Genomic DNA, 26806 nt, shown 5'->3' on the forward strand with positions numbered 1-26806 from the left:
AATGAATAGTTTGAAAGGGGATATAAAATGAACATATTAATAAAAAATGTAAACTTACTTCAAGTTAGGTCAAAAGCAACTATACTTAAAAATATGTTTGTAGGAATAGAAAAAGATATTATAAAGTTTATAAGTAAAGATATACCTAATGATTTTGTATATAGTTATGAAATAGATGGAAAACATAAACTACTAATGCCTGGAATGACAAATGCCCATACTCATATACCTATGAGCTTGCTAAAAGGAGTTGGCTCTGATAAGGTGCTTATGGACTGGTTATATAATCATGTTTTTCCAGCTGAAAAAAACTTAAGCGATGATCATATATATCTAGGATCACTACTATCTTGTGCAGAACTTATAATGAGCGGAACAACATCACTTAACGATATGTACTTTAATGCTACATATTCAGCAAAGGGAGTTTATGATAGCGGACTTAGAGGAAGCATAGGGGTTAGTATAATGGGAGATGATTTTGGCGCTATAAAAAAAGACATAGACTTTGTTTACAATAACTATAACAATTTAGACAATGGTAGAATCCAAGTAAAAATAGCACCACATGCAATGTATACTTGTTCTAATGAGTTTTTAATAGACTCACTAAATTATGCAAATAAACTAGGGGTAGGTATACATACCCATATAGCAGAAACAAAAGATGAAGTAGATTTCGCACATGATAAATTTGGAGTAACACCTGTTAAATATTTTTATGATTTAGGATATTTTAATAGTCAAGTAGTAGCAGCACATTGTATTCATATAAATGATGACGATATAGAAATTCTAGCAAGTAATAATGTTATATGTGCACACAACCCATCTTCAAACCTAAAGCTAGGTAGTGGTATATCACCTGTGCCTAAGTTAATAGAAAAAGGTGCAATAGTTACAATAGGAACAGATGGAAGTGCTAGTAATAACAATATTAATATGTTTGAAGAAATGCATTTAACTTCAATGATACACAAAGGTTATAGTCTAGACCCAACAGTTTTAAACACTAGTGATACTCTTAAACTTGCAACATATAATGGAAAGCATATATTTAATATGAATATAGGAGATGTAGTTGAGGGGTATAAGGCTGATTTAATTCTTATAGACTTAAGAAAACCACATTTATATCCAGATATTGATACAGTAAGCAATCTTGTTTACTCAGCTCAAGGATCAGATGTAGATACTGTTATAGTAGATGGTAAGATACTTATGGAAAAAAGGGAACTAAAGACTATAGATATAGAAAAGCTTTATTACGATATAGATAAACTAGAAGCTTTGGTTAAGTAAAGACCAGTTATATAATTGGTCTTTTTCATTATAATTAAAAATTAAGTTTATATTATATAAATTGACAATAATATTAAAAAGACAGTAAAATAGTAAGAAATAGGATATAACACAGGCACATACCTTATCTAAAACCAGAATTTTTAAAAAGGAGGTTTTATGGAAAATTTGAGTCCGAAAATTTCACATATAAAGGATAATGAAATAGACAAGTTATATATACAATATCACTTAATAGAAAATATAAATGATATTGTATATATAACTGATGAAAATTATAATATAAAGTTTGTAAACAATGCATTTAGAAAATGTTATAAATATAGTGATAATGAGATAATAGGAAAAAAAAGTACAGTATTGTGGAAAAATGAAGATGATTATAAAATTTCAATTGAAAAATCACATAAAGAAAATTTAGGAACATTTTACCATAAAAGAAAAGACAATACATATTTTTTTATTGAAATATCAAGAAGTTTTATAAAAGATAAAGAAGGTAATGTTACTGATATAGTGAATATAGGCAGAGATATTACTGACAAAATAGATTATGAAAAACAGATTATACAAGAAAGAGATCTAGCACAAAGTTATCTTAATATTGCAGATGTTGCAATTCTTACATTTGATACAGAAGCAAATGTTAAGCTTATTAATAAAAAAGGTTTAGAAATTTTAAAATGCAGTAAAGAAGATATTATAGGCAAAAACTGGTTTGATAACTTTGTGATTGCTCCTAAAAGAGAAGAACAAAAAAGAGATTATATAAAGGTAATGGGTATTCCAATAGATCACAAAAGTTATTACGAAAGTTATGTAACCACAAAGAACGGCGATGAGATAATAATAGGATGGCATACTTCTTTATTAAAAGATGATAACGGAAATGTTACAGGGATGTTAGCATATGGTGACGATGCTACACAAAGAAAAGAAATAGACAGAATGAAAACTGAGTTTGTAAATACAGTCAGTCATGAAATAAGAACTCCAATAACTATAGTTTTAGCATTAATTCAACTTTTAATTAGTAAAGAAGATTTAGAAAGAGAAAAAGTAAAAAAATATTACGATACAATGTATAAAGAGACAAGGCGACTATCAGATCTAGTAAATGATTTTTTAGATATACAGAAAATAGAAAGTGGGAGACATGCATTTATAAAAGACAAAATGTCTGTATTAGATGTTATAGATGAAGTTATTGAACTTTATGAAATATCTGGAGAATATAATATTATACTAGATTTAGATACAGGACATTATAGTGATATATATGGTGATTATTTAAAGATAAAGCAGCTTATTACGAATCTTGTTTCAAATGCAATAAAGTATTCAGCACATTACGATGAAATAACAATAAAATTAAGAGAAAAAGATGGTTTTATATATGTATCTGTAATAGATAAAGGTCTTGGAATTCCGCAAGAAAGTATTCCTATGTTATTTACTAAGTTTTATAGAGTAGATAGTTCTGATCATAGAAAGGTTGGAGGTACTGGCCTTGGCCTTGTAATATGTAAAGAAATTATAATGGCTCATGGTGGAGATATTGGAGTTAATTCAAAATTTGGAGAAGGAAGTGAGTTTTATTTCTTTGTCCCAGTAATAAAAGATAATAGTAATAATTAATAATTTAAAGATTATAACTTATTTTTTCAAAAAAAGAGTATGTTTTCAGTTGAAAACATACTCTTTTTTTGTTATTTATATTGTGAGTTTTTGAGTAACGGACCTGCTTTTCAAGGTCGTTGGCGACATGAGCGCAGCGAATTTTATAATTTTATAAACTCAGGTTTCATTTTATCAAACTTAGTTATATACTTAAATCCTAGTTTTTCTAAAGTATGATAAACATAATCAAATTTATAACCAATTGTTGAAGGTATATGAGAATCAGAGCCTGTAGTTATTATTTCTCCACCTAAATCCTTGTACATTTGAAGAATATAAGTAGATGGAGATAAATCAGGAAGATTGTATCTAAATGAAGATGTATTTATTTCTATACCTTTTCCATTATGAATAATTTCCTTTAAAATCATTTCTATTATATCTACAAAGTCATTGTCCTTTAGCGGATTTTCATATCCACCGTATCTTTTTACTATATCTAAGTGACCTATAACAGAGTAGTCATTATAATTTTTAACTATTTCGTATAGTTTTTCATAATATACCCTGTATGCTTCACTTTGAGATTTATCCTTATAAAAATTTTCGTAATATAAATCTTCTCTATCTATTGCATGAACAGAACATATAATAAAGTCAAATGGACGAGCACATACATCATTAGAACACTTTTCTATTATATGGTGTTGAAGGCCTATCTCCATACCTCTTTTTATAGATATTTTATCCTTATACATTCTTATGTATTTTTCTAAAGCTTCAAAGTAATCCTCATAATTTACTTCAAAAGGTTTTTCACCTATTATGTCGTAATCAACATGGTCAGTAAAACATATTTCATTAAGCCCAAGTTTTATAGCACCTTCTATCATATCCTTCATAGGTATTTTGCAATCAGCAGAGAAGTCTGAGTGCATATGATAATCGTAGAACATATTAATGACCCCTTTTTATTTAAAATTTGATATTATATAATAATAATACCAAAGATGATAATAGCCTTCAAGGAATGTAATATTATAGAGGAGGTAATATGAATAGATACAAGATAGATATAAATGAAGATAATACAAAGTATCTGCAGATATATACTCGTATAAAAGATATGATAGAAAATAATAAACTTAACAAACACGAAAAGCTTCCTCCAATAAGAAAATTATCAGAGCTACTTAATGTTAACAATACAACTATAGTTAAGGGATATGAACTACTTGAAAAGGAAGGATATATATACAAGGTTGTAGGAAGTGGAAGTTATGTATGTGATATAAATGGATACAAAGAAGAAAATAAAATAGAATTAAACAAAGATGTTATAACCTTTGATATAGGTAACCCATCTATGGATATGTTCCCAGTTGATAATTTCAAAAAAGCTATAAATATGGCACTTGAAAAAGAAGGGCCAGCTATATTTGAATACGACGATGGGTTAGGTTATACTAATTTGAGAAAAAGTATATGTTCATATCTTAATAATCTTAATATAAATACTTCAAAGGACAATATACAAATAATATCTGGTGCACAACAGGGTATAGATATTATTTGTAAAAGCCTTATACATTATGGAGATGTTGTATTTGTTGAAGAGCCCACATATAGTGGAGCACTTGAGGTGTTCAAAACTAGAGGGGCTAAGGTTATAGGTATACCAATGCTAAATGACGGTATAGACATAGGACTTCTCAAAATGAAGTTGGAAAAAATAAGACCAAAATTAATATATGTAATGCCAAATTTTCAAAATCCAACTGGAATATCATACGCTACTAAGAAAAAAGAACAATTAATAAAACTTGCTGAAGAATACGACTTTTATATATTAGAAGATGATTTTATTAGTGATTTTGAATTTAATTCAAATGACAATAAGCCACTTAGGTCATATGATAATAGTAATAGAGTTATATATATAAAAAGTTTTTCAAAAATACTTATGCCAGGGCTTAGAATAGGATTTATAGAAATGCCTACAGAGATATTAAATAAGGTGCTTTGGGCAAAATATTCAAGTGATATATCAACATCGGGCCTTATACAAAGATCACTTTATTATTATATGGAGCATTTTGATTGGTATGATTACTTGAAAAATGTTGGGAAAATATATAATATAAAGTTTGAAACATGTTGTCAATCTATAGACAATAAACTAAAAGGTAAGATAAAATACAACATACCATCGGGTGGAATAAACTTCTTTTTGGAACTTCCTAGAGGTTATTCATCTCATGATTTCAGAGAGTTTATGTTAAACAAAGGGGTATTAATACTTCCTGGAAGCTATTTTTTTGAAAATCCAGTAGACGATAGGTATTTTAGAATTAATATTGCTTCAACATCAGTTGACGAAATAATAAATGGTATAGATATAATATCTAATAACCTAGATGAGTTTTTACAAAATTATAAGTATAAATCTCACTTTACAAACAACAAATTATTTTATTAGGAGGAAATACAATGATAACTGAAGAAAAGATAAATAGAATAAACGAATTGGCAAAAAAATCCAAAAGTGTGGGACTTACAGAAGAAGAAATTAAAGAAAGAGACATTTTAAGAAGAGAATACATAGATGGTTTTAAAAAGAACCTTAAAGGACACTTAGAGACTATAAAAGTAATGACTCCAGATGAATATGAAAAGCACAAAAAGGAAAATAATAAGAAGTAGTAAATGTATTTTGGAGGTATTTATGGAAAATTTAAAACACGAATTCAAAAATGTTTGGAAAGAATGCGATAACTTAGATGCTGTAATGAAATACTCTAAGGAATATATGCATTTCTTAGATGTTGGAAAGACAGAGAGAGAGTCTGCTAAAGAGATAGTGAGAATAGCACAGGAAAATGGATTTGTATCATTAGAAGAAGCTATGAATAAAAAGAGCATATCTCCTGGAGACAAAATATATGCAGTTAACAGAAATAGAGCAGTAGCTTTATTTGTTATAGGTAATGAAGATATAGAAAAAGGAATGAGAGTAATAGGTGGACACATAGATGCACCTAGAATAGACTTAAAGCCAAATCCACTATATGAAGATGGAGAGATGGCATTTTTTAAGACTCACTATTACGGCGGTATCAAAAAATATCAATGGACTACTATACCATTAGCACTACATGGAGTAGTTATATTAAAAGATGGAACTACAGTAGATATATCTATAGGTGAAGACGACAATGATCCAGTATTTTGTATAACAGATTTACTAATTCACTTGGCATCAAGTCAAATGCAAAAGAAATTAGGTGAAGGCATAACTGGAGAAAACTTAAATCTATTAGTTGGGCATATGCCAATTAAAGATGAAGAAAAAGAAGCTATTAAATGCAATGTATTAAGATTATTAAATGCAAAATACCAAATGGTTGAATGTGACTTTTTAAGTGCTGATCTTCAAATAGTTCCAGCAGGACGTGCTCGAGATTTAGGATTTGATAGATCTATGATATTGGCATATGCACATGACGATAGAGTATGTTCCTATGCAGGAGTTAGAGCTGTAATTGAAGCTGAAAATCCAATATACACATCAGTTGGATTGTTTGTAGATAAAGAAGAAGTAGGTTCTATGGGAAGTACTGGTATGCAGTCTAAGTTTTTTGAAAATACTGTTGCAGAACTAATTAATTTACAAACGGATTATTGTGAATTAAAGCTAAAAAGAGCATTAGCTAATTCTCAGGTATTGTCTGCAGATGTTTGTAATGCATATGACCCAAATTACCCAGAAGTTATAGATAAGAGAAATAATGCATATATGGGAAAAGGGGTTGTACTTACTAAGTATACTGGATCTAAAGGAAAAAGTGGAGCTAGTGAGGCAAGTGCAGAATTTATGTCGGGTATTAGAGGTGTATTTAATGACAACAATGTAATCTGGCAAATAGGCGAACTTGGAAAAGTTGACGAAGGTGGCGGAGGTACTATAGCTTATATACTAGCAAACTATGGTGCTGATGTTATAGACTGTGGAGTTGGTGTTTTAAACATGCATGCTCCATACGAAGTAGTATCTAAAGCAGATATATATGAAATGTACAAAGGCTACAAAGCTTTTGTAAAATAGAAGGAAGGAGTTGTCTTAGACAACTCCTTTTGTAATATCAAAATATTCGTATAATCCATCTAATAGCTTTTCTTCTAGTGGAGTGAATGTTTTCTTTTTTGAATGAATAAAATAAAAATTACGACTAAATTCCATATTTTTTATTTTATAATAATTTATTTTATTAGTATCAATATAATCAATAGCTGATCTATAAGATACAAATGAAAGTCCAAGTCCTATTCTTACCATTTCCTTTATTGTTTCGTTATTTTCAACATGGGCTATAACATTAAAATTTTCTAGTTCTACTTTATTTTTTTCAAATTGTTTTACTATAAGATTTCTAGTTCCAGAGCCTTCTTTTCTCATTATAAAATTGAATTTTTTTATGTCTTCTATATTTATATAGCCGTTGTCGTTAGGGATTTCTAATTCTTTAGAAGCTATAAGAACAAGTTCATCGCCTGCCAAGTCTACATACTTAATTTGAGGGTTATTTACTTTGCTTCCAACAAACCCAAAGCTTATTTTTTCGTCTATTATTTCTGATATTGCATCTTGTGAGTCGTAGTGACTTATATTAAATTTAACATCAGGGTATTTGCTTATAAAAAACTTAAGAAATCCTGGAAGTATATAAGTTTCAGGAATAGAACTACATGCCATATCTATAATTCCTTCTATTTTTCCACTATATTCATTTAGGTTGTATAGTGCCTTTTGGCGATTGTTTAGTATTTCAAGGGCATGTCCATATAGTATTTTTCCAGCTTCAGTTAAATTAACACTTTTGTTATTTCTATTAATAAGAACTGTATTTAATTCATTTTCAAGATTTTGCATATGTGAACTAACTGTAGGCTGTGTTAAAAATAGTTCTTTTGCCGCTTTTGAAAAGCTATTATGTTTTGCTACAGCTACAAATATCTCAAGTTGTTTGAAATCCATTTTTATCCTCCGGTTGTTTAGTTATTAACTATATTATAACATTTTAATTTTAACAATGTAAAAGTACAAAAAAAATAATGCCTGCAAAAGCAAGCACGAATTCTATAAATTATATATATTATAACAGTTTTTACAATTAATTTCTAAGTGGTCTATTTTTTTAAAAGTTTTTTCTATACTCCCAAGTCTAAGAGATGTTGTTTGTCCGCAACATGGACACTCAAAGTCTATTCTATAAGAAAATATACATGGTACTTTAAGTACATAGGTATCAAATAGCATAAGAGCAAAAAGAATAATTGTTATAGCTGTTATTGCAAATGGTGCAGACATTCTTACTGTAAATAAGATAAATGCTATTATAACTAAAATAAAAGTATTAGTGTTAAATTTTGGCTGCACTAGCTTTACATTTTCTAAGTTATTAGTTGCTAAACCCATGTAAATCCCCCCATAATCCTGTCTTGATATATATATTCGACAACATGAATAATTTACCTTTTATAGTAACTTAAATTGTAGTAAATAATTGTAATTTTCATGCAATATATAAGTATTATTATATTAGGAAAAGATAATGTAGGAATACTACCTAACATTGAAAAAATACAAAAAAATTGACCAGGATATGGGGGATATATCCTGGCCTTCTAAGTATTACTTCTTGGGGGAATTATGTTTTTGTTTTCCGTACATTCTAATTATAGACAAAATAGAAATTTATATACATTAATTCAAAAACTTATTTGGAAATTGTTTTACAATTCCATTTGTAAACATATCTGCCATTTCTAAAATTTGTGTTTGCATTATATCGTAATGGTTCTTTATATCACTTTCATAGTCTTTGTTAATTCTATATAAAACCTCTTCCTTTGTAAGATCTAAATGTCTATTAAACATTTCCAAAACTTCTTTCTTAGGCCAATAAGGATTTATACTACTTAAAAATGTGGCAATTTGATCTGCATTTTCATACCATCTTTTATTTGCATCAGTAGCAGTATCTGTATCACCTGCTTTTATTGCATTAACAAGATCTGCTGCTATTGTCAAATGGTCTGTTAGTAAAGTGATAAATGTTGATACTATTTGGTCTGGATAGAAAGACTCAAGGGCCTTTCCTATATCCTTTGGATTTCTAAGTAATCTTTCAACAACTAACTCCTTAGCTGGATAATCTTCAACAAGGGATATAATAGCCTCCCTTGTCCATTCAATATGCTGCATCCAAAGAAGTCGCATAAGGTTACTTAGTTCAAATACTGAGTTTGGTATACAATTAGTTGGTCTATTATTAGATATATAATTTCCAGGATATATAGAAATCATTTGGCCTACACAAAAATTATAAGGATTTAACCATGGATTTGCAGCCAAAATCGAATTAACACTTGTATAATATCTTTGTGCTAAAGATTGTAATGTATCTCCTGGTTGAATTTTATAATAATATATTCTATGAGAAAATGTGTTCATTTCTTCACCCCTTTAATAATAAAATATGATTATTAAAATAAAAATGTTCATCCTTTATATCGCTTCATATCCGGTGGACATTGTTTTAGTATTGTAGCTATATCTACTGATATTACAAGCTCTAATGGATAACTTAAATACATTGGAGAATTAGAATCCAAAGTTCCTACAAGATAAAATGTATATACTCTAGTAGGCTTTAAAATAGTGTCAACAGAAGTTTTAAAGTTGTCTTTTTGATTTATAAACTCAAATTTATACAATCCTGTATTTAAAAGTGAATATTTATTGTATTCATTTATATTAATAGGTCCAGATTGAATAATGTTTTCATTAGATATTATATTAATTACAACATTACTGTTGGATAAATTAGCATATCTAATTATTGATTTGTAAGGGGAAAGCTCTTGTCTAAGTTCTCCAGGTATACCCAATAAACTAGGGTTTTGTAAATTACCAACTATAGCCAATGTCTCAATTTGTGCTTGATATATTTGTATTTGTGTATCTATTATTGGAGTATTATTTTTACCGGAAACAAAAACTTTTATATTGTGAGTTTCAGCTTCAAGTATAGGTATATAAAAGCTAAATTGTTTGTATTCTAGTTCAGTAGCCAACAATTCATTATCTAAATATACATTTAATTTAGCATCTGATGGCAATGCATTAAAAACTCTAAAAATTGAAGTATTGTAGGATATACAAGGAAGAACTAATTCCTTAGTTAAAAATTCATATAAACTTATATTAGTCACTTGTCTATTCAAAATAACACCTCCTTTATAAAAAATAGTTCCTCATAGGTGGGCACTGCTTTATTACTGTCATAATATCTACTGCTAGTACAAGTTCTAATGGATAATCTTGATCATTAGTTGGACTTCCTACAAGATAAAACTTATATATTCTAGTAGGTTTTATTTCATGTATTGCAGAAGATGAAACATTATTTCCTACAGAATCTGTTAATTTAAATTGAAATTTGTATGTTTCTGGGGCTATAATTTCATATTGACCCTGATGATTTGCTTTGACTATTGTAGATGAAATAACATTCTGACTTTTTATTACATTAACTGTAATGTCGCTATTGGATAAATTAGAGTATCTAATTAAGGCCCTATCACTATAAGTTGGCTGATTAGAACTAGATGTTAACATGAGTATTTTAGGATTTTCTATAGTGCCAGTTATAGCAATTGTAGCTATATGACCTTCAGGTATTTGTATTTGTGTTTCTATTATAGGGCTATCTGGTTTGCTAGAATCAAAAACTCTTATATTGTGGCTTCTAAGTGTTGATACAGCTATAGCATAACTAAATTGTTTGTATTTTAGTTCACGGGCTAATAATATTTCATCTACATATACATCAAGTTTAGCATCTGAAGGTATTGCGTTAAGTGCTCTAACAAGGCTCACTTTATAAGGTAAACAAATCTTACCTAGTTCATTATTTAAAAATTGAAACAATGTTGTAAAGTCTGGATATTGTTGTCTATAAATAAACAAAATGACATCTCCTTTTTCAATAATATATATTAATTTAATATATGAATTTTGTTATCTAATGTTAAAGAAATATAGTAATCACACACCTCTTCTTAAACATATATATAAATATAATAAATTTAAGGAGCGCTTGTGATGAGTACATTAATAAATAGCCCCAACAAAAGTCAAAGACATGAAATGTATTATGAAGTTTTAAAAAACGAAAATAGAGTAGAAGATTATGAAAATATATTAAATATATTAAGCCCTCCTATTGATATTACTAATATAGCTAAGCCTGGGTCTTTTAAAAATATAAATGTAGCAGTTATTGGTGGTGGAGCATCAGGCCTTGCTGCTGCCTTTGAGCTTAGAAAACTAGGATTTAATATAACTATATTTGATGCCCTAAAAGATAGAATTGGAGGAAGAATATACACCCATTATTTTGATAAAGATAAAAAACTGTATGCTGAACTAGGTGCTATGAGAATACCAATTGGCCATGAAACATCTTGGCACTATATAGATCTTTTCAATCTTGAAACAAAACCATTTATATGGTCAAATGAGAATGCAATTAGATATGTTAAAAATACCTATGCCCAAAACGATCCTAATGGAATAAGTGTGTCAAGGAACATATATCCTTTGTATAATTTAACTCCTAGGGAGAGAGCTACCCCATGGAATAAATTATTAAATGATGTTTTCAATTACTATTTATTCAAATTAACTCCACAAGTTAGGAAAGAATTAATTCAGGTTAAACCATATTATAGTCCTGAGATTTTATATCTTGATTCTATAAATTTCCGTGAGGCAACAACTTTATATGGATTAAGTCAAGACGCAATAAGTATGTTATCTAGTGTAAATTCACTTATAGGAGGAGTTTTATATACAAATGTATTAGAATTTCTTCAAGAACAATACACTGCTGACTTTGAAATTGTATATCAAATCGATGGAGGAATGGCTAATTTACCATTATCATTTTATAAATCATTAACTAGTAAGTATCCTAAAGAATATAAAGATATAGACAATGATTTATTAGGAAATGTTACATTTAAAAGTAATCATTATGTAACAAGAATTACTCAACCTAAAAATAATAGCCCTGTAACACTATATTATCAATATAACCAAGAAGAAACACATTGTTCTACCTTTGATTATGTTGTATGTGCTATTCCTTTTTCATCTCTTAGAAATATAGAAATATATCCTCAATTTTCTACTCAAAAAATGCAAGCTATAAGGGAACTAAACTATGAAACAGCACACAAAACTGTTATATTGTTTGAAGAACGTTTTTGGGAAAAAAATAGATTGTATGGACCAATATGTGGAGGAGGTTCTTATACTGATTTGCCTATAGTATCTCTTTGGTATCCATCTTATGATATAAATGAAAATTGTAATGAAAACTCTTATAATCCTGGAGTATTATTCACATATAGTTATGCATTAGATGCAATAAGATTAGGTAACTTACCAGATAATATAAGAATTACTAAGATTAAAAGAAATATTGAAATGGTTCATAACCTTCCAAGGGGATATTTAGATAAGATATTAATCAATTATAAAACTGTTCAGTGGAATAGGGAATATCCATTTGAAGGTGGATTTCATTATCTTGCTCCCAATCAAAAAAGGCTATTTTCCTATGTTTCAAAATTACCAGAGTATGGTGGTAGGGTAGTATTTTCAGGAGAGCACATATCAGGTACTCACGCTTGGATACAAGGTGCTTTGCAAACTGGTATGAGCTCTGCAAATGAAATAGCTGCTTTTGTAGCTTCAGGAAAAAATAAATAATTATATAGGGAATTTAAGATAAGTGAAATTCATGTTAGAAAAATCATATTGAATTTATGTATATTAAAAAACGGCTTTCTATTTAGAAAGACCGTTTTTTTTCATATCAGGTGGACATGTTTTTATTACTGTTGTCATATCTACTGATATTACAATTTCTAATGGATATCTTGCGCCAATATCTAATTTTCCAACTATATAAAATGTATATGTTCTAGTTGGATTTAGACTATGAGTTATAGAAGGGGTATAATTACTTTCTGGATTATCTGCTAAAATAAATCTAAATCTATATGCTTCTGGGTCAGCAACTAAATAGTTATTATACTCATCTGGTTTCAAAGTTATATATGCGGTAATATTACTAGCAGTAGTTATATTAACTATAATATTATCTTCTGTTAAATTAGCATATCTAAGGGATGCTTTATCTCGATAAACTTGTTGGGTAGGGTCACCTGTTACAATTAATAATCTAGGGTTTTGCAGAGATACATAAAGTTTCTACATTTGCATTTGTTATTTTTATTTGTGTATCTATCACAGGTATATTTGGATCAGACGAATAAAAAACCTTTATATTATGACTTACAAGTGATGATGTTGGAATATAGTAACTAAATTGTTTGTATTCTAGTTCTTTTTCCAATAATATATTGTCTATATATACATCAAATTTAACCTCTGAAGGCAAGGCGTTAAATGCTCTAACAAATCCACTTGTATAATCTAAACAGGGTAGAGATAATTCATTATTTAAGAAGCTAAATAATGTGGGAGGTTCTTGAGTATGTTCTCTGCTATTCAATATAGTATCTCCTTATTAATATGACATAGTGCTAATTTTTTATATTAGTAATATATGAAATTCACAATTTTAAGTTGATTTATTTACCTAATATTAATATTTAATATGTTAAAAAATAGATTATAGAAATATAGTTGCAAACACAACTAATATGATATACTATAATATAGTTGCAAACACAACTAATATGCATATAATATATAGTTGCGTATAATGTGATTTGACATTTATAAATAGGAGTGAATACATTGGAAAAGGATAGAAATGAAAATATAGGAAAATATATATCTCACATTTATAGAAAAGGTGGAATATTTATTACAAAATCTCTTTCTGAAAAAGGAATAGGCTCAGGGCAAGTAATGTTCCTCATAGAACTTTATAAAAAAGATGGAAGAACTCAAGACGATATTGCTAATGCATTAAAAATAGATAAAGGAACAACAGCTAGAGCTTTAAAAAAGCTTGAAGATGAAAATTTTATAGTAAGACTAAAGGATGAACGTGATAAAAGAGCACACAATGTATATTTAACGGATAAAGGAAAAGAAGTAAAATCTAGTGTTTACAAGGTTTTTGATGAATTGGAAAATACAATGACTCAAGATCTTACTGATGAAGAAAAAGAAATTATTATTAAATTACTTAAAAAAGTATGTATAAGTACAAGTAAAAAATAGGAGGATAATATATGGATAAAAGTCAAGAGATGTTAGGTACAGAATCGATAGTAAAACTACTTATAAAGTATTCAATACCAGCCATAATTGGAATGATGGTAAACGCACTATATAACATAATAGCTAGAATATTTATAGCAAACATACCAGGGGTTGGGCCACTTGCAATAACAGGAGTAGGTGTAACTATGCCTGTTACAACTATAATATTAGCATTTGCAGTACTTGTAGGTATAGGCGCAGCAACTAATATATCTATAAAATTAGGCCAAGGAAGAAAAGATGAGGCAGAACAAATCTTAGGAAATACATTAACATTATCAGTAATTATAGGAATAATACTGACAATAGTAGGGCTTTTGTTTGCAGATAGTATATTAGAATTATTTGGAGCAAGTGAAGGGTCACTACCATATGCCAAAGCTTATGTAAATGTATTATTATTAGGTACAGTATGCGCTGTTCTTTCTTTATCATTAAGCCATATGATAAGAGTAGATGGAAATCCTAGACTTTCAGCAATGATAATGGTCGTTGCATGTGTAATAGACGTAATATTAGTATTCTTATTTATAAATGTATTAAATATGGGAATAAAAGGGGCTGCTTTAGCAACTATAATATGTCAAACATTTTCAGTTTTGTGGGGTCTTTCATATTTCTTTAGAGGAAAATCTAACTTGAAATTTAGAATATCAAGTCTAAAATTAAAAACAGAATCAGTTAAAAGTATAGTTGTAATAGGAACTGCACCATTTGTTATTCAAATAGCTGCAAGTTTGGTTCAAGTTATAAGTAACAATGCTTTGAAAACATATGGTGGAGATTTGGCTATAGGAGCTATGGCTACAATATTTTCAATAATGATGGTATTCTTAATGCCTATATTTGGTATAACTCAAGGAGCTCAGCCTATAATAGGATATAACTATGGAGCTAAAAATTATAATAGAGCAAAAGAAACATATAAAATATCTGTAATAGCTTCAACTATTATGTTAATACTAGGATGGCTTGTAATACAATTTGCACCAGAAGGCCTAGTAAGTTTATTTGGTAAAGACAAAGAACTTATGGATATAACTGTAAATGGAATTAAAAAATATTCATTTGCCCTACCTATAGTAGCTATATCAATTGTAGGTTCAACATATGTTCAAGCAGTAGGTAAGCCTAAGAAATCTATGATGTTAAGTTTATTAAGACAAGTAATATTATTAATACCTATGATAATTATATTACCTAGATTCTTACAATTAGATGGTGTTTGGATAGCTCAAGCAGTAGCGGACCTTGTAGCTACTATAATAACTGCAATTGTAATAAGAAAAGAATTTAGTTCTTATAAAGATGAAAAAGTACAGATAGAGAAAGAGAAAGTAAATAAAGGCGAAACCTATATAAATTCATGCCCAAAAAGCTCAGTATAAAATACTGAGCTTTTTTGTATATAACTATACTAATTCAAATTCAGTAGTATCGGTAGCTATTATTTTAGCTTCTACAATTCCCACCAAATCAGCACCTTTAGGTTTAAATACATTCTTTGCAACTACTTGAAGCTTTCTCAAAAGCTGAAGGATATTATTCTAATTTTGAAAATATAAAAGATACTAGAAAAAACTCTATAATACTTATGGGACAAGTAGGTAGTGGAAAAACTCATCTATCAACTGCTATTGTTAATAATCTTATGAAAGAATCTGTAGGGGTTGTGTATATGCCATATAGAGATACTATAACTAGGATAAAACAAAGTATTATGGATGAAGAAAATTACAATAGAGAGCTAAAAAGATACAAAGAAGCTAAGGTGCTTTTAATTGATGATTTATTCAAAGGGAGTATTACTAAGTCAGATATAAATATTATATTTGAGCTTATTAATTACAGATATCTAAAAAACAAACCAATTATAGTCAGTACTGAGAAATTATTAGATGAACTTTTATAATTAGACGAATCTATTGGAAGTAGGATTATAGAGATGAGTAAGGACTATATAGTAGAGCTTAAAGGACAGAAATTAAATTATAGAATTTATGGTAGTTAATTAGTGTTATGTAGGGGGATAATATGCTGAAATACTTGACCAAAGAAGATATACCGATTTCACTTATGGATATAGTTGATGAAATAGGAATAGATGATTTTATTAAGTTATGTAAGTTATGTAAGTTATGTGGGGGAACTTCACTATACATACCTACAGAAAATTCACTTGTGAAACCTATTAGAAATAGAGTTATTAGAGAGAGTTTTGATGGAGGGAATTACAAGGAGCTTGCAAGGAAGTTCAATGTAAGTGAGGTACAAATACGTAAAATAATAGTTGATAAATTTTAATTCAATACGACAGTTACATAGAAAAAGAGTATGATCAGGGGGAGTAGACCATACTCTTTTTCTATTGGCTCCAAAAGAGGGATTCGAACCCTCAACCTATCGGTTAACAGCCGAGTGCTCCACCGTTGAGCTATCTTGGAATGTTTTATCTTACATAAACTATTATTATCATTTTTTTTGTTATTATACATTTATTTATAAATTTTTATAAAATAAAAAAGCACCCAATAAATGAGTGCTTTTGATACAACTTTGGTGTTTATTGTGCTTTTACGTATTCAGCAGATTTAATTCCAGCTTGACGACCGAAAATAACTATGTCAACAACAGAGTTACCGCCAATTCTGTTATTACCGTGTAAGCCCCCAGTAACTTCACCTGCTGCATAAAGACCTGGAATAGGATTACCTTCTTTATTTAAAACTTCTGAGTTGGCATTGATTTTCACGCCACCCATAGAGTAGTGAATTCCAGGAGCAATTTTGATAGCGTAAAATGGCGCCCCAGACAAGTCGTTGTCCATTCCAGTTGTTCTGCCAAATTCAGCATCCTTTTTATTCTTCACAGAGTTGTTCCAAGCACCCAGAGTCTTTTTTAGCTGGTCAGCCGGAACATTCATTTTTTTTGCCAATGCTTCTATAGAATCTCCCTCGATTACGAAGCCCATTTCTTGATATTGCTCAATGGCTTTAGCACGAGATTTTACGCCGGCATCAAATACAAGAAAAGCCGATTTTTCAGGAAGTGAATTAATTGCTGATGTTACTGCATCACGAGTACCAAGTTCGTTTACGAAACGGTTACCTTTGCTAGAAACTAGAATTGCGCCTTCTCCACGAACTGCTTCCCCTATAAGATAAGATTTTTCTTGCTGTACTGTTGGGTGAACTTGGATTTGATCCATATCAACCGCTGTACCTCCAAGTTTTTCAACCATTTTTATACCATCACCAGTAGTTCCTGGTTGGTTTGTTGTAACTATATCTGCTAAATCAGGTCTAAATTGGGATATCATATCCATATTAGCCCCATAACCACCTGTTGCCACAATTACAGCGTCTGCACTAATTGTTTTCTCATCTTCTTGGTTGAAGATAACTTTAACACCGTTAATTTTGCCATCTTTCTCTATTATTTCCTTAACTTCGGCGTTTGCAAAAAGTGGAATATCTTGTTCTTGTACATTTTTCAATAAACCGCTAACAAGGTATTGACCCACTGCGGAACCGTCTTCAGGTCGGTGAGTACGTTTTACACTCATACCTCCAGTAATTGTTATATTATTTAATTTAATTCCCTCGGAATCTAACCAATCGATTGCACTTGCAGAGTTGTCAACGAAGAAACGAAGCAAATCTTTGTCGTTAGTACCTTTACCGCCTTTTAATGTCTCTTCATAAAATAAATTATTGCTGTCTTTAATTCCTTGTTCTTTTTGGAACTTTGTTTCGGAGGCGTTCGCTCCAGAAGATGATTTTAATGTATTACCCCCTGCAACCGGCATTTTTTCAAAAATAACTGGGTTCATGCCGTTAGCTTTTGCCTCAAGGGCTGCAGTCATTCCGGCACCACCCGCACCGATAATTATGATATCATATTTATCTTTTAGTTTATCGATACTTGTGTAGCTAGTTTTAGATGCGCTAGAAACGGCTTCAGTTTCTTTGGACGCCTTATTTTTTTCAGTGTTTTGATTCTGGTTTCCCGTCTGGGTGCTGCTACATCCTGTGACTAGGAGCATTAGCGAGAGAACGGAAATAAGCACTTTTGATACTTTCTTTTGCATTGTTAATCATTCCTCCTCATTAGTGTAAGTACGCTCTCGAAAACTTAGAGAACTTGATTTTTATATATTATAAGGTTTGGCATCTCTGCTTTACCCCCAATATTTCGTTAAATTTTAGGACAAAATCAAAATTTGATTATCCTGTTCTGATATTTTGTTGTAGTGATATATGAGTAGATAATAACATCAACCTTTACTTATTCAAACATTTTGAACTTTAAAAACACATTTTGGTCATAAAAAATACTTTGTTATATATATAACAAAGTATAAAGTAGTTATCTAGATAATCTAAATCTAAACTTTCAGCAATACATACTGTATATATTGCTGAAAGTTTAGATCATACTTCATCATCTTACATGTTAGGAAATATATTACAATTTATATTGGTAGTAGGTGGAAATACCATACTACACAAGTGTATATAAATTAAATGACCTATATAAGGTCATTTTTGTATTTAGAAATTGATGAACTTGCAGTAGACCTTACATTAGATAATAGAATTAAATTTTATAAATAGAAAAGAAGTATTGAATCAATATTAAAATTTAAAGGATATTTGTATAAAAATAATAATATAACTAAAAGGATAAAAATTTATTGCAAAACGATAAATTATATATTAAAATAAAATTAATAATAGATAAGTGAGGTGCTTTTTATGAAACTAAGAGAAACATTCATTTTAAGGATAGCTGTTATTCTTATTGGAATTCCGATTCTTGCCTTATGTATATTTTGGTTGCCTGGAGGTGCAGATTTTTTTGGCTATCTAGTTTTAGCAGGTGTATATGCAACAGCTATATCGTTTTTCTTTGCTCTGTATCAGACTTTAAAACTTTTAGGCCATATTGACAAGAATAAAGCTTTCTCTGAATTATCTGTAAATGCTCTAAAGAATATAAAATATTGTGCAATCACAATTAGTATTATATATGCAGGACTGCTACCATTTCTATATCCCATAGCGGATGCAGACGACGCCCCAGGTATCTTAGGATTCCCATTAATCTTTATTTTTGCTTCTTCTGCCATTGCAGTATTTGCTGGTGTTCTTCAAAAGCTTTTAAAAGAAGCCATAGATATAAAAAGAGATAATGACTTAACGATATGAGGTGAATAAAATGGCAATTATAATCAATATTGATGTGATGCTGGCTAAAAGGAAAATGAGCGTTACAGAACTTTCTGAAAGGGTTGGAATAACAATGGCTAATCTTTCTATATTGAAAAATGGAAAGGCAAAGGCTATTCGATTATCAACTTTAGAGGCGATTTGTAAAGCTTTAGAATGTCAACCTGGAGATATTTTAGAATACAGAAGTGACGAAAATACTCAAGGATAATAAAGTAGGTATATTTTGAACATAAAAAAAGAGCTGTCATATGACAACTCTTTTTTTATGTATTATCTTTGGTTATTGTTGTTGTTTCTGTTATTGTTGTTTCTGTTGTTTTCATTTCTGTTGTTGTTTAATTCATTGTTTCTGTTGTTTTCATTTCTGTTGTTGTTTAATTCATTGTTTCTGTTGTTTTCATTCCTGTTATTGTTAAAATTGTTGTTCCTGTTGTTATTGTTTTCATTTCTATTGTTGTTATTGTTCATGATGTTACCTCCATAAGTTTTTATTTTTTTGTAAGTGTATTACTTACAAATCTATTATGTTCAAAATAGACAAGTAAAATACTTACATATTTTGGTAGTTTTACAATTTTTAAATATAAAAAAGAGCTGTCATATGACAACTCTTTTAAATATTGGCTCCAAAAGAGGGATTCGAACCCTCAACCTATCGGTTAACAGCCGAGTGCTCCACCGTTGAGCTATCTTGGAATATTTTATTTTACATAAACTATTATTATCATTTTATAAATTATTATACATTTATTATAAATTTTTTAAAAAATAAATGATATAATTAACTTATAATAAAGTACTTGATTACTGTATATTAAAAGAGAAAATAGAGGGAAATGATAGGTTGGTTAAGGAGATACTGACTAATTCTAGTTTGAAGAACTTTATAGTTAATTATATAGCTGAACATATATATAGCAAAATTAGGTAAATGGAAGTGAGAAATCACTTCTTTTTTTATTACAATTAAACTCGAATAAATCTAGAAATATTTGGATATTATAGAAAGGTGAGGTATTACCATACAGCGAAATATACTATAAGGATTTAAGTTTCAAAAGAAGGGGGTATGGGATGAGACAATTTTTGAAATGGGGTATTATAAGTGTTATTGCATTAAGTATTATAAGTTCATTAGATAGTGAAAAAGTTTCTACTATACAAACTGTCAATACTGACACTAAACAAGAAGAAGTAGCCGATGCTCACAAAATAGGGGATAAGATACAGATTGGCGAACTAACCTATGAAGTAGATGGAACAGAACTCAAAGATACTGTAGGTGACAATTATATTAATAAAAAGGCAAAGGGCAAATATCTCATACTAAAAATTAATGTTACAAACAATGATAAAGAAGATAGAATAGTTGATAATTCACAATTTCAATTAGTAGACAAAGACGGAATCGTATATGAACCAGATTCCAAAGCAGATGTATATGTAAATAATAATGATATGTTTTTCTTTGATGAAATAAATCCAAACATAACTAAAACAGGGTACATAGCATTTGATTTGCTAAATCCTAATATAGAATATTATTTAAGAGTAACCGATGTAACTGTATCAAATGATGAAGCAATTATAAATTTAAATTAATTATAAGAAAAAGCGTTGATATTTATATCAACGCTTTTTGAGTTCAATATTATTTTAAGCCTCATATCCTAAAGATTCAGTTTCTACAACTTCATCAGATTTACTTAAATTACGTGAAGCAATTCTTCCGTGAAGTAAATAATAAACTCCAATTCCAACTACAATAAGCAATGAGCCGTAAAAATACAATAAGCCATATTCTAAATTTGATGCCGCCAAACCAAATATAAATGAACCAAGCCCAAATCCAATATCAAATATAGAAAGATAAGTAGCAGTAGCTAAAGGTCTTTGTTTTACTGATGCTACTTGAATTGCTATTGTTTGAAGACTTGGAGCGGCAGTTCCCCAACCAAGACCAATAAGGCCTGCTGATGCAAGGAACATCACAGCTGTTGTAGATATGCTAAGTAGATAAACTCCAACTGCAAAACACAAAATAGAAGGATAAATAATAGTATTTGCTCCGTATTTATCAAACCATCTTCCTGTAAAAGGCCTTGAAACTAACAGAACTAAGGCATATACAGCAAAGAAAAAACTAGAAGCAGCTTCTAATCCAATTTCCTTAGCATATACAGAAACGAAGGCTATAATTGAAGAATAAACTAATGCAAAAAATCCTGCAACTAATGATATAGGAATGGCAGGAATTACAAACATTTCTTTAAACCCTGCATTTAAGTTAGATTTTTTGTTGGCCAATGTTAACTTAGGAAGTTTGACAAGTAATCCTGAAAGTAATGCAATTAATGATCCAACAGCATGAATCATAAATACTGCGTTTGCTCCTTGATTTTGGATAACTACTAGACCTAAGAAGGGACCAATAACCATAGCTAAGTTGTTGGTCAAACCATAATACCCCATACCCTCACCTTGACGAGACTTAGGTATAAGATCTGCAACTATAGCACCCATGGCCGTTGTAGCCATACCAAAACCGACTCCATGAAAAAGTCTAAGTATAAGAATTCCCGTAATAGATTTCGGTATAAAATAAAGAGTTGATGATACAAATAAAATAAGTAGGGCACCTAGAAAGATTGTACGTTTTCCAAGTGTTCCCATCCACTTTCCAGAGAAAGGACGAGTTATAATTGCCGAAATTAAAAATACAGTTGTAATAAGTCCAACTGCTGATGAACTTACCTTTAGGTCTTGTAGTGCATATATAGGAAGTGTAACTAATAAATAATAAAACATTGTAAACACAAGAAAATTAGCAATACAAATACTGATAAAATTTCTTGTCCATAATTTAGGCTTATTCAATTTTTTTCCCCCTTAATGATTGTGATTATCAAAATGATAAGTTTGAGCAATTTGAATTTATTAATTAAAGTGATTATTAATAATAAGTAGTTTTGACTCACTTATATATCATATCATACAATTTGCGAAAAAATATAATTTGATATTATATTAACTATTCTATAGTTTGCTTAATTTGAAAGTTCTTCTTGAGTTAAGTTCTTATTTATTCTCAATTCTTTTATTTTATCGCTTACTTTCAATACTATACCCGCTAAACATTTTTACTAAAGTTGTATATTATCATGAAAATAAGGGTTGCAAAAGTAAAAAAAATTATAATTTTAGTTAAAAAATTTTTACTTTAGTTTTATATTAATTTTTAAAATTGACTATAACTCTGAAATAGTTCAAATTGAATGGTGAATTTCAAAACAAATATTTATAATATTTAATTAAACAAAAATCCCATAACTATCTAATTTATAGGTTGTAAATTTAATTTTTTTATTGATACTATATCTTTATTTAGAATTTTGGTATTTAAATTGCTATTATTATTTATTGAAAATATAAACATTAAGGATATATGTATTTTAAAATATAGAAGATATAACGGGAGGAATTAATATGAGCAAAGTTCCCTATGGAAATGGAAAGATTTTTACGGGTCAAGATGAAACTACATTTGTTTCTGCTATGATATTAGAACATGGTAAAGTAATTTGGACTGGAGATACAAAAGACCTTGTAGGAGAATACATAGATTTAAATGGCAAAACAGTAGTGCCAGGATTTATAGATTCTCATATTCACCCAATGTACGTAGGAGCTATTCAAGAACAAGTTTCTTGTATGGCTCCAGATGTAAACAACATTGAAGAAATGATTGAGGCTTTGAAAAAATCAATAAATCATGAAGATGAAAACTCATGGGTTGAAGGATGGGGATTTGACGAATCTCAATTGGAAGAGGGAAGAACTCCAACAAAAGAAGATTTAGACAAGGTTTCAACAACTCACCCTGTTCAAGTTACTCGTTCTGATTTTCACTCTCGTGTTGTAAACTCTAAGGCATTAGAACTTGCAGGAATTACAAAGGATACAAAAGATATTCCAGGTGGAATAATTGAAAGAGATGAAAATGGAGAACCTACTGGCTTTTTATTAGAAGGTGCAGCAAAACTTATAGATAAAATTAAGCCACCGGTGACTCTTGAAGAAAATGTACAGTCTTTGGCAAAATTAACTAATCGTTTTGCAAAGCTTGGAATTACTGGTGTAACAGAAATTATGGCTATGCCAAATGACTATGATATATACGTCGAAGCTACAAAATGCGGATTTAAACAACGTCTAGGTATGTATTATCATTGGAAACAATTCAAAGATAGTAATAGTGGGGAACTTGTAGGTACAAAAAATGAAGAAAATCAAATTCGTATTAATGGAATTAAGTTATTCATGGATGGAAGTATTTCTGGTCATACTGCATTTATGAAGGAGCCTTATCCAAATAGTAATGATCGTGGATTTACTGTAGGGTCTCAAGATGAGTTATTAGAAGCTTACGAATATGCAAAAACGCGTGGACTACAGTTGGCAATACATGCTATGGGAGATGCAGCTATTCAGTTAATTATTGATACTTTCAAAGATAAAGAGCCTTGGGTAGAAGGTGGACCTTCTGTACGTATTGAGCACTGTACTGTTTTAAGTCGTGATATGATCGAAGAAATAAACCAATATGGTATTGGATTGACTCAACAGATAATATTCTTCTATGCAGAATACGATAGCTATCGTAAAAACTTAGATGATCAGAGATTTAATCAAACTTATGGGCTAAAATCTGTATATGATAACGTAGAACATTTTGCACTATCTTCTGATAGTCCTGCTACACTTTTGCCAGTTGCAGAAGATGTATTTATAAGTTTAAAAGCAGCTGTTACAAGAAAGGCTTACAAAGGTCAAAATATTAATGAAGATGAAAAAATAACTGTACCACAAGCTGTTCTTCTTTATACTAAAAAGGCAGCAGTGGTTAGTAAGTTACCTAATACTGGACAGTTAATATCTGGATATAATGGGGATTTCGTTGTTTTAGATAAGGATATTTTCACTATAGACGGAGAAGATTTGGATAATGTTCAAGTTCTTCAGACTTATATTGGTGGAGAATTGGTATATCAAAAGGTACAATAACTATAGTACTGAAGGATATATGAAATAAATTAATATATTTAAAAAGGAGCTGTTGATATAATAAACATGCTCCTTTTCAATTTCTAAACTATACTAAATTTCATCATAATCATTAGCCTTTTCTATTGATTTATAAAAGATTTTTATTCAGTTATAACAAAATATATTATTAATCTTTTGTTATAACTGGTTTTCCTTCTGAATTTAATAATACAGTTAATCCCCCAGAAGTTCCATTACTAACATATAGATAATTTACTCCAGTTTCTTTATCCACTATTACTCTATAAGTCTCTATCATTCCTTGTGAAGATTTAATTTCAAATCTTTTGTCATTTCCCATGTTTTTACCTCCTAAAAGTAATATTTTTTATCTTTATATATTGTTTATGATATTATACAAATGCAATCTAAATAATTCACTTCTTATTTATATAATTATGCTTAATTATATAAAGTAAACCAACAATAACTGGCATTACAGAAAGTGCAAAGTATAAACCACCACTTATATCCATGCCAATAAAGAATAGCATAAATCCATATAAAATACTGATTATAGGAGCTAAAATATATTTAAATATTCTAATCTTAATTAAGTTATAGGCAATAAATGTTACAAAAAACATACTTGTTAGAATTATTAATCCATTCATAGTTATAATCACTGCCTTTCTGCCAACTTTATATTATATGAATCTACTTAATATGTAATTATTATAGAAATTCCCAATCCTATAAATATTATTGGAACAAAAATATACTTATATTTTTCTATATTCTTCTGGACAAAAGGGTGTTCTGCCAACTTTATGCCAATAAAACACCATAGAGCAGTTAAAATTAGAAATATTATTACTGTTACCAAAACACCAACCCAATTCATACTTGCGAAAAGTGGAATATAAATTCCAATATTATCTCCGCCGTTTGCAAAGGTTACAATGAATACCTTCAAAATACTTGGATTAATAAACTTCCCAATAAAAGTTATTGTATGGTTTTCTTGATTTTCCGTTATGTCTTCAATATCACTTGAATTTTCAGTATTCTTACTTTCTTTTATATAATCAACATATGTCTTTATTCCTAAATATATTGGAATTAACCCAAGTAGACCTATATATTCATCTTTAATTATTGATATACCCAAAGCCCCTATAATACTTACTATAGTCAAAGTAATAATGCCAAGATACTGACCAATAATAATATGTTTTCTTTTCATAATATTATTTATTTGGGAATAAAAAAGCATAAGGACAAATATATCATCAATATTGGTGGCGACAAATGAAACAAAAGCTTTTATTACTGTAGTAATCAATAAATTTCCTCCATCTTATATAATCTAATCAATAGTATAAGTTATAATATAAAATACATTATAATATAAAATAATAAATGGCAATATACATAATTAATGCAAAGTATGAAAAGATAAGTTTTCAAAGGTATATTGTTACTATCAATAAAGGGTTACGCCTTTGTTACAACATTGTAATGAAAATGAAATGTTAATGGATAGTTAAAATTAAAGTTTTGTAATAAACTTAAGATAAGGAAATTAATAAAGATAAAACTTTTAAGGAGGCTAATATGGATATAAATACTATACAAGAAATTATACAACGATATGGTTTGATAAGTATATTTATTTTGGTCATGTTAGAATATGCAAATGTCCCATTGCCTAGCGAAATTGTTTTGTCTTTTGTAGGAATAATGGTTGCTAGTGGAAATATAGATTTATATTCAGCAGTTTTGGTATCGATTCTAGCAGGGGTAATAGGCAGCATTATAAACTATTATATAGGATTATATTTTGGTAAACCTGTAATTAAGTATGTACTAAAAAAATTTCCCAAAACAAGAAAATCAGTTAATTCATCTATGAATTTATTAAAAAAACATGATAAATCTGCAGTTTTATTGGCTAGAGCAGTTCCATTAGCTAGAACGTTTATATCAATACCAGCAGGAATATTAAAAATGAATATATTTGTTTTTATAATATATTCAGCTATCGGAATATCTATATGGAACTTTATATTAATATATTTAGGATATATTTTAGGTGATAATATACACCAAATAATTTATATTATGGAGACTTATTCAATTATAGTTGTTACAACTTTTATTATATGTTTAGGTATATACTACATTAAAAATAAGAAATTAAAATTATAAAAAAAGACTAGATTTTTTGCTA

General features: G+C 29.2%; 29 protein-coding genes and 2 tRNA genes. 15 read left to right on the forward strand and 16 right to left on the reverse strand.

What is annotated here, in order from left to right:
- The first annotated feature begins 27 nt into the window (after positions 1–27).
- Positions 28–1302, forward strand: a complete 1275-nt coding sequence (locus tag ACUSRV_RS06190) for an amidohydrolase (RefSeq protein ID WP_490141062.1) — start codon at positions 28–30, stop codon at positions 1300–1302.
- Positions 1303–1461: 159 nt separating this feature from the next.
- Complete coding sequence (locus ACUSRV_RS06195; RefSeq protein WP_490141063.1) at positions 1462–2940, forward strand: PAS domain-containing sensor histidine kinase; 1479 nt, start codon at positions 1462–1464, stop codon at positions 2938–2940.
- Positions 2941–3083: 143 nt separating this feature from the next.
- Here ACUSRV_RS06195 and ACUSRV_RS06200 read toward each other — a convergent pair whose 3' ends face one another.
- Positions 3084–3878 carry a histidinol-phosphatase HisJ family protein gene (locus tag ACUSRV_RS06200; RefSeq protein WP_490141064.1) on the reverse strand — a complete coding sequence of 265 codons (795 nt, stop codon included), beginning with the start codon at positions 3876–3878 and terminating at the stop codon, positions 3084–3086.
- A gap of 98 nt (positions 3879–3976) precedes the next feature.
- Between ACUSRV_RS06200 and pdxR the strand changes: the two genes are divergently transcribed.
- Genes pdxR through ACUSRV_RS06215 form a run of 3 tightly spaced genes read left to right on the forward strand, consistent with a single transcriptional unit; the run spans position 3977 to position 7027 of the window.
- The gene (gene pdxR, locus ACUSRV_RS06205; protein ID WP_490141065.1) at positions 3977–5401 is read left to right on the forward strand and encodes a MocR-like pyridoxine biosynthesis transcription factor PdxR; all 1425 of its coding nucleotides are present in this window, start codon (positions 3977–3979) and stop codon (positions 5399–5401) included.
- An 11-nt stretch (positions 5402–5412) separates the two neighbouring features.
- A complete protein-coding gene (locus ACUSRV_RS06210) occupies positions 5413–5625 on the forward strand; it encodes a DUF896 domain-containing protein (protein ID WP_490141066.1) in 213 nt (70 codons plus the stop codon).
- A gap of 22 nt (positions 5626–5647) precedes the next feature.
- Positions 5648–7027: an aminopeptidase gene (locus ACUSRV_RS06215; RefSeq protein WP_490141067.1), complete on the forward strand. Its 1380-nt coding sequence runs from the start codon at positions 5648–5650 to the stop codon at positions 7025–7027.
- Positions 7028–7042: 15 nt separating this feature from the next.
- Here the strand turns inward: ACUSRV_RS06215 and ACUSRV_RS06220 are convergent, their stop codons facing one another.
- From ACUSRV_RS06220 to ACUSRV_RS06240, 5 genes are all read right to left on the reverse strand, one after another.
- On the reverse strand, positions 7043–7957 hold the full coding sequence (locus tag ACUSRV_RS06220) for a selenium metabolism-associated LysR family transcriptional regulator (protein ID WP_490141068.1): 915 nt from the start codon (positions 7955–7957) through the stop codon (positions 7043–7045).
- 102 nt (positions 7958–8059) lie between these two features.
- A complete protein-coding gene (locus ACUSRV_RS06225; protein ID WP_490141069.1) occupies positions 8060–8398 on the reverse strand; it encodes a hypothetical protein in 339 nt (112 codons plus the stop codon).
- A 288-nt stretch (positions 8399–8686) separates the two neighbouring features.
- On the reverse strand, positions 8687–9436 hold the full coding sequence (locus tag ACUSRV_RS06230; protein ID WP_490141070.1) for a LysM peptidoglycan-binding domain-containing protein: 750 nt from the start codon (positions 9434–9436) through the stop codon (positions 8687–8689).
- Between the two features lie 47 nt (positions 9437–9483).
- A complete protein-coding gene (locus tag ACUSRV_RS06235; RefSeq protein WP_490141071.1) occupies positions 9484–10209 on the reverse strand; it encodes a DUF4397 domain-containing protein in 726 nt (241 codons plus the stop codon).
- A gap of 13 nt (positions 10210–10222) precedes the next feature.
- Positions 10223–10954: a DUF4397 domain-containing protein gene (locus ACUSRV_RS06240; protein WP_490141072.1), complete on the reverse strand. Its 732-nt coding sequence runs from the start codon at positions 10952–10954 to the stop codon at positions 10223–10225.
- 135 nt (positions 10955–11089) lie between these two features.
- On the opposite strand from ACUSRV_RS06240, the gene ACUSRV_RS06245 reads away from it, so the two are divergent.
- Positions 11090–12763, forward strand: coding sequence for a flavin monoamine oxidase family protein (locus tag ACUSRV_RS06245; RefSeq protein WP_490141073.1), 1674 nt, complete (start codon positions 11090–11092; stop codon positions 12761–12763).
- A gap of 78 nt (positions 12764–12841) precedes the next feature.
- Here the strand turns inward: ACUSRV_RS06245 and ACUSRV_RS06250 are convergent, their stop codons facing one another.
- Positions 12842–13105: a hypothetical protein gene (locus ACUSRV_RS06250; protein WP_490141074.1), complete on the reverse strand. Its 264-nt coding sequence runs from the start codon at positions 13103–13105 to the stop codon at positions 12842–12844.
- Positions 13106–13238: 133 nt separating this feature from the next.
- On the reverse strand, positions 13239–13571 hold the full coding sequence (locus ACUSRV_RS06255; RefSeq protein WP_490141075.1) for a hypothetical protein: 333 nt from the start codon (positions 13569–13571) through the stop codon (positions 13239–13241).
- A gap of 248 nt (positions 13572–13819) precedes the next feature.
- Here ACUSRV_RS06255 and ACUSRV_RS06260 point away from each other — a divergent pair, with 248 nt between their 5' ends.
- Together ACUSRV_RS06260 and ACUSRV_RS06265 are read left to right on the forward strand one after the other, a co-directional pair.
- Entirely contained in the window at positions 13820–14251 is a 432-nt protein-coding gene (locus ACUSRV_RS06260) for a MarR family winged helix-turn-helix transcriptional regulator (RefSeq protein WP_490141076.1), read from the forward strand.
- A gap of 11 nt (positions 14252–14262) precedes the next feature.
- Complete coding sequence (locus ACUSRV_RS06265) at positions 14263–15681, forward strand: MATE family efflux transporter (RefSeq protein ID WP_490141077.1); 1419 nt, start codon at positions 14263–14265, stop codon at positions 15679–15681.
- 24 nt (positions 15682–15705) lie between these two features.
- Here ACUSRV_RS06265 and ACUSRV_RS06270 read toward each other — a convergent pair whose 3' ends face one another.
- Complete coding sequence (locus ACUSRV_RS06270) at positions 15706–15765, reverse strand: hypothetical protein (RefSeq protein WP_490141370.1); 60 nt, start codon at positions 15763–15765, stop codon at positions 15706–15708.
- A 32-nt stretch (positions 15766–15797) separates the two neighbouring features.
- Between ACUSRV_RS06270 and ACUSRV_RS06275 the strand changes: the two genes are divergently transcribed.
- Positions 15798–16205, forward strand: a complete 408-nt coding sequence (locus tag ACUSRV_RS06275) for an ATP-binding protein (RefSeq protein WP_490141078.1) — start codon at positions 15798–15800, stop codon at positions 16203–16205.
- 122 nt (positions 16206–16327) lie between these two features.
- Positions 16328–16597, forward strand: a complete 270-nt coding sequence (locus tag ACUSRV_RS06280) for a Mor transcription activator family protein (protein WP_490141079.1) — start codon at positions 16328–16330, stop codon at positions 16595–16597.
- Between the two features lie 65 nt (positions 16598–16662).
- On the opposite strand, the gene ACUSRV_RS06285 is transcribed toward ACUSRV_RS06280, so the two are convergent.
- Both ACUSRV_RS06285 and ACUSRV_RS06290 read right to left on the reverse strand, forming a co-directional pair.
- Positions 16663–16737, reverse strand: a tRNA-Asn gene (locus ACUSRV_RS06285).
- Between the two features lie 119 nt (positions 16738–16856).
- Positions 16857–18383, reverse strand: a complete 1527-nt coding sequence (locus tag ACUSRV_RS06290) for a flavocytochrome c (RefSeq protein ID WP_490141080.1) — start codon at positions 18381–18383, stop codon at positions 16857–16859.
- A 667-nt stretch (positions 18384–19050) separates the two neighbouring features.
- On the opposite strand from ACUSRV_RS06290, the gene ACUSRV_RS06295 reads away from it, so the two are divergent.
- Both ACUSRV_RS06295 and ACUSRV_RS06300 read left to right on the forward strand, forming a co-directional pair.
- Positions 19051–19503: a DUF2975 domain-containing protein gene (locus ACUSRV_RS06295; RefSeq protein ID WP_490141081.1), complete on the forward strand. Its 453-nt coding sequence runs from the start codon at positions 19051–19053 to the stop codon at positions 19501–19503.
- A gap of 10 nt (positions 19504–19513) precedes the next feature.
- The gene (locus ACUSRV_RS06300; RefSeq protein WP_490141082.1) at positions 19514–19735 is read left to right on the forward strand and encodes a helix-turn-helix domain-containing protein; all 222 of its coding nucleotides are present in this window, start codon (positions 19514–19516) and stop codon (positions 19733–19735) included.
- 62 nt (positions 19736–19797) lie between these two features.
- Here the strand turns inward: ACUSRV_RS06300 and ACUSRV_RS06305 are convergent, their stop codons facing one another.
- Both ACUSRV_RS06305 and ACUSRV_RS06310 read right to left on the reverse strand, forming a co-directional pair.
- Positions 19798–19995 (reverse strand): hypothetical protein, encoded by a 198-nt coding sequence (locus ACUSRV_RS06305; RefSeq protein WP_490141083.1) that lies wholly within the window; start codon positions 19993–19995, stop codon positions 19798–19800.
- Positions 19996–20148: 153 nt separating this feature from the next.
- Positions 20149–20223: transfer RNA gene (locus tag ACUSRV_RS06310), tRNA-Asn, on the reverse strand.
- Positions 20224–20601: 378 nt separating this feature from the next.
- On the opposite strand from ACUSRV_RS06310, the gene ACUSRV_RS06315 reads away from it, so the two are divergent.
- Positions 20602–21129: a DUF4352 domain-containing protein gene (locus ACUSRV_RS06315; protein ID WP_490141084.1), complete on the forward strand. Its 528-nt coding sequence runs from the start codon at positions 20602–20604 to the stop codon at positions 21127–21129.
- A gap of 54 nt (positions 21130–21183) precedes the next feature.
- On the opposite strand, the gene ACUSRV_RS06320 is transcribed toward ACUSRV_RS06315, so the two are convergent.
- Complete coding sequence (locus ACUSRV_RS06320; RefSeq protein WP_490141085.1) at positions 21184–22404, reverse strand: MFS transporter; 1221 nt, start codon at positions 22402–22404, stop codon at positions 21184–21186.
- 609 nt (positions 22405–23013) lie between these two features.
- Between ACUSRV_RS06320 and ACUSRV_RS06325 the strand changes: the two genes are divergently transcribed.
- The gene (locus tag ACUSRV_RS06325; protein ID WP_490141086.1) at positions 23014–24591 is read left to right on the forward strand and encodes an amidohydrolase; all 1578 of its coding nucleotides are present in this window, start codon (positions 23014–23016) and stop codon (positions 24589–24591) included.
- A 169-nt stretch (positions 24592–24760) separates the two neighbouring features.
- Here ACUSRV_RS06325 and ACUSRV_RS06330 read toward each other — a convergent pair whose 3' ends face one another.
- Positions 24761–24934 (reverse strand): DUF6440 family protein, encoded by a 174-nt coding sequence (locus ACUSRV_RS06330; RefSeq protein WP_490141087.1) that lies wholly within the window; start codon positions 24932–24934, stop codon positions 24761–24763.
- Positions 24935–25294: 360 nt separating this feature from the next.
- Positions 25295–25918, reverse strand: coding sequence for a cadmium resistance transporter (locus tag ACUSRV_RS06335; protein WP_490141088.1), 624 nt, complete (start codon positions 25916–25918; stop codon positions 25295–25297).
- Positions 25919–26190: 272 nt separating this feature from the next.
- On the opposite strand from ACUSRV_RS06335, the gene ACUSRV_RS06340 reads away from it, so the two are divergent.
- The gene (locus ACUSRV_RS06340) at positions 26191–26784 is read left to right on the forward strand and encodes a DedA family protein (RefSeq protein WP_490141089.1); all 594 of its coding nucleotides are present in this window, start codon (positions 26191–26193) and stop codon (positions 26782–26784) included.
- Positions 26785–26806: the final 22 nt, after the last annotated feature.

The sequence above is a fragment of the Sporacetigenium sp. TC11 genome (assembly GCF_058146105.1).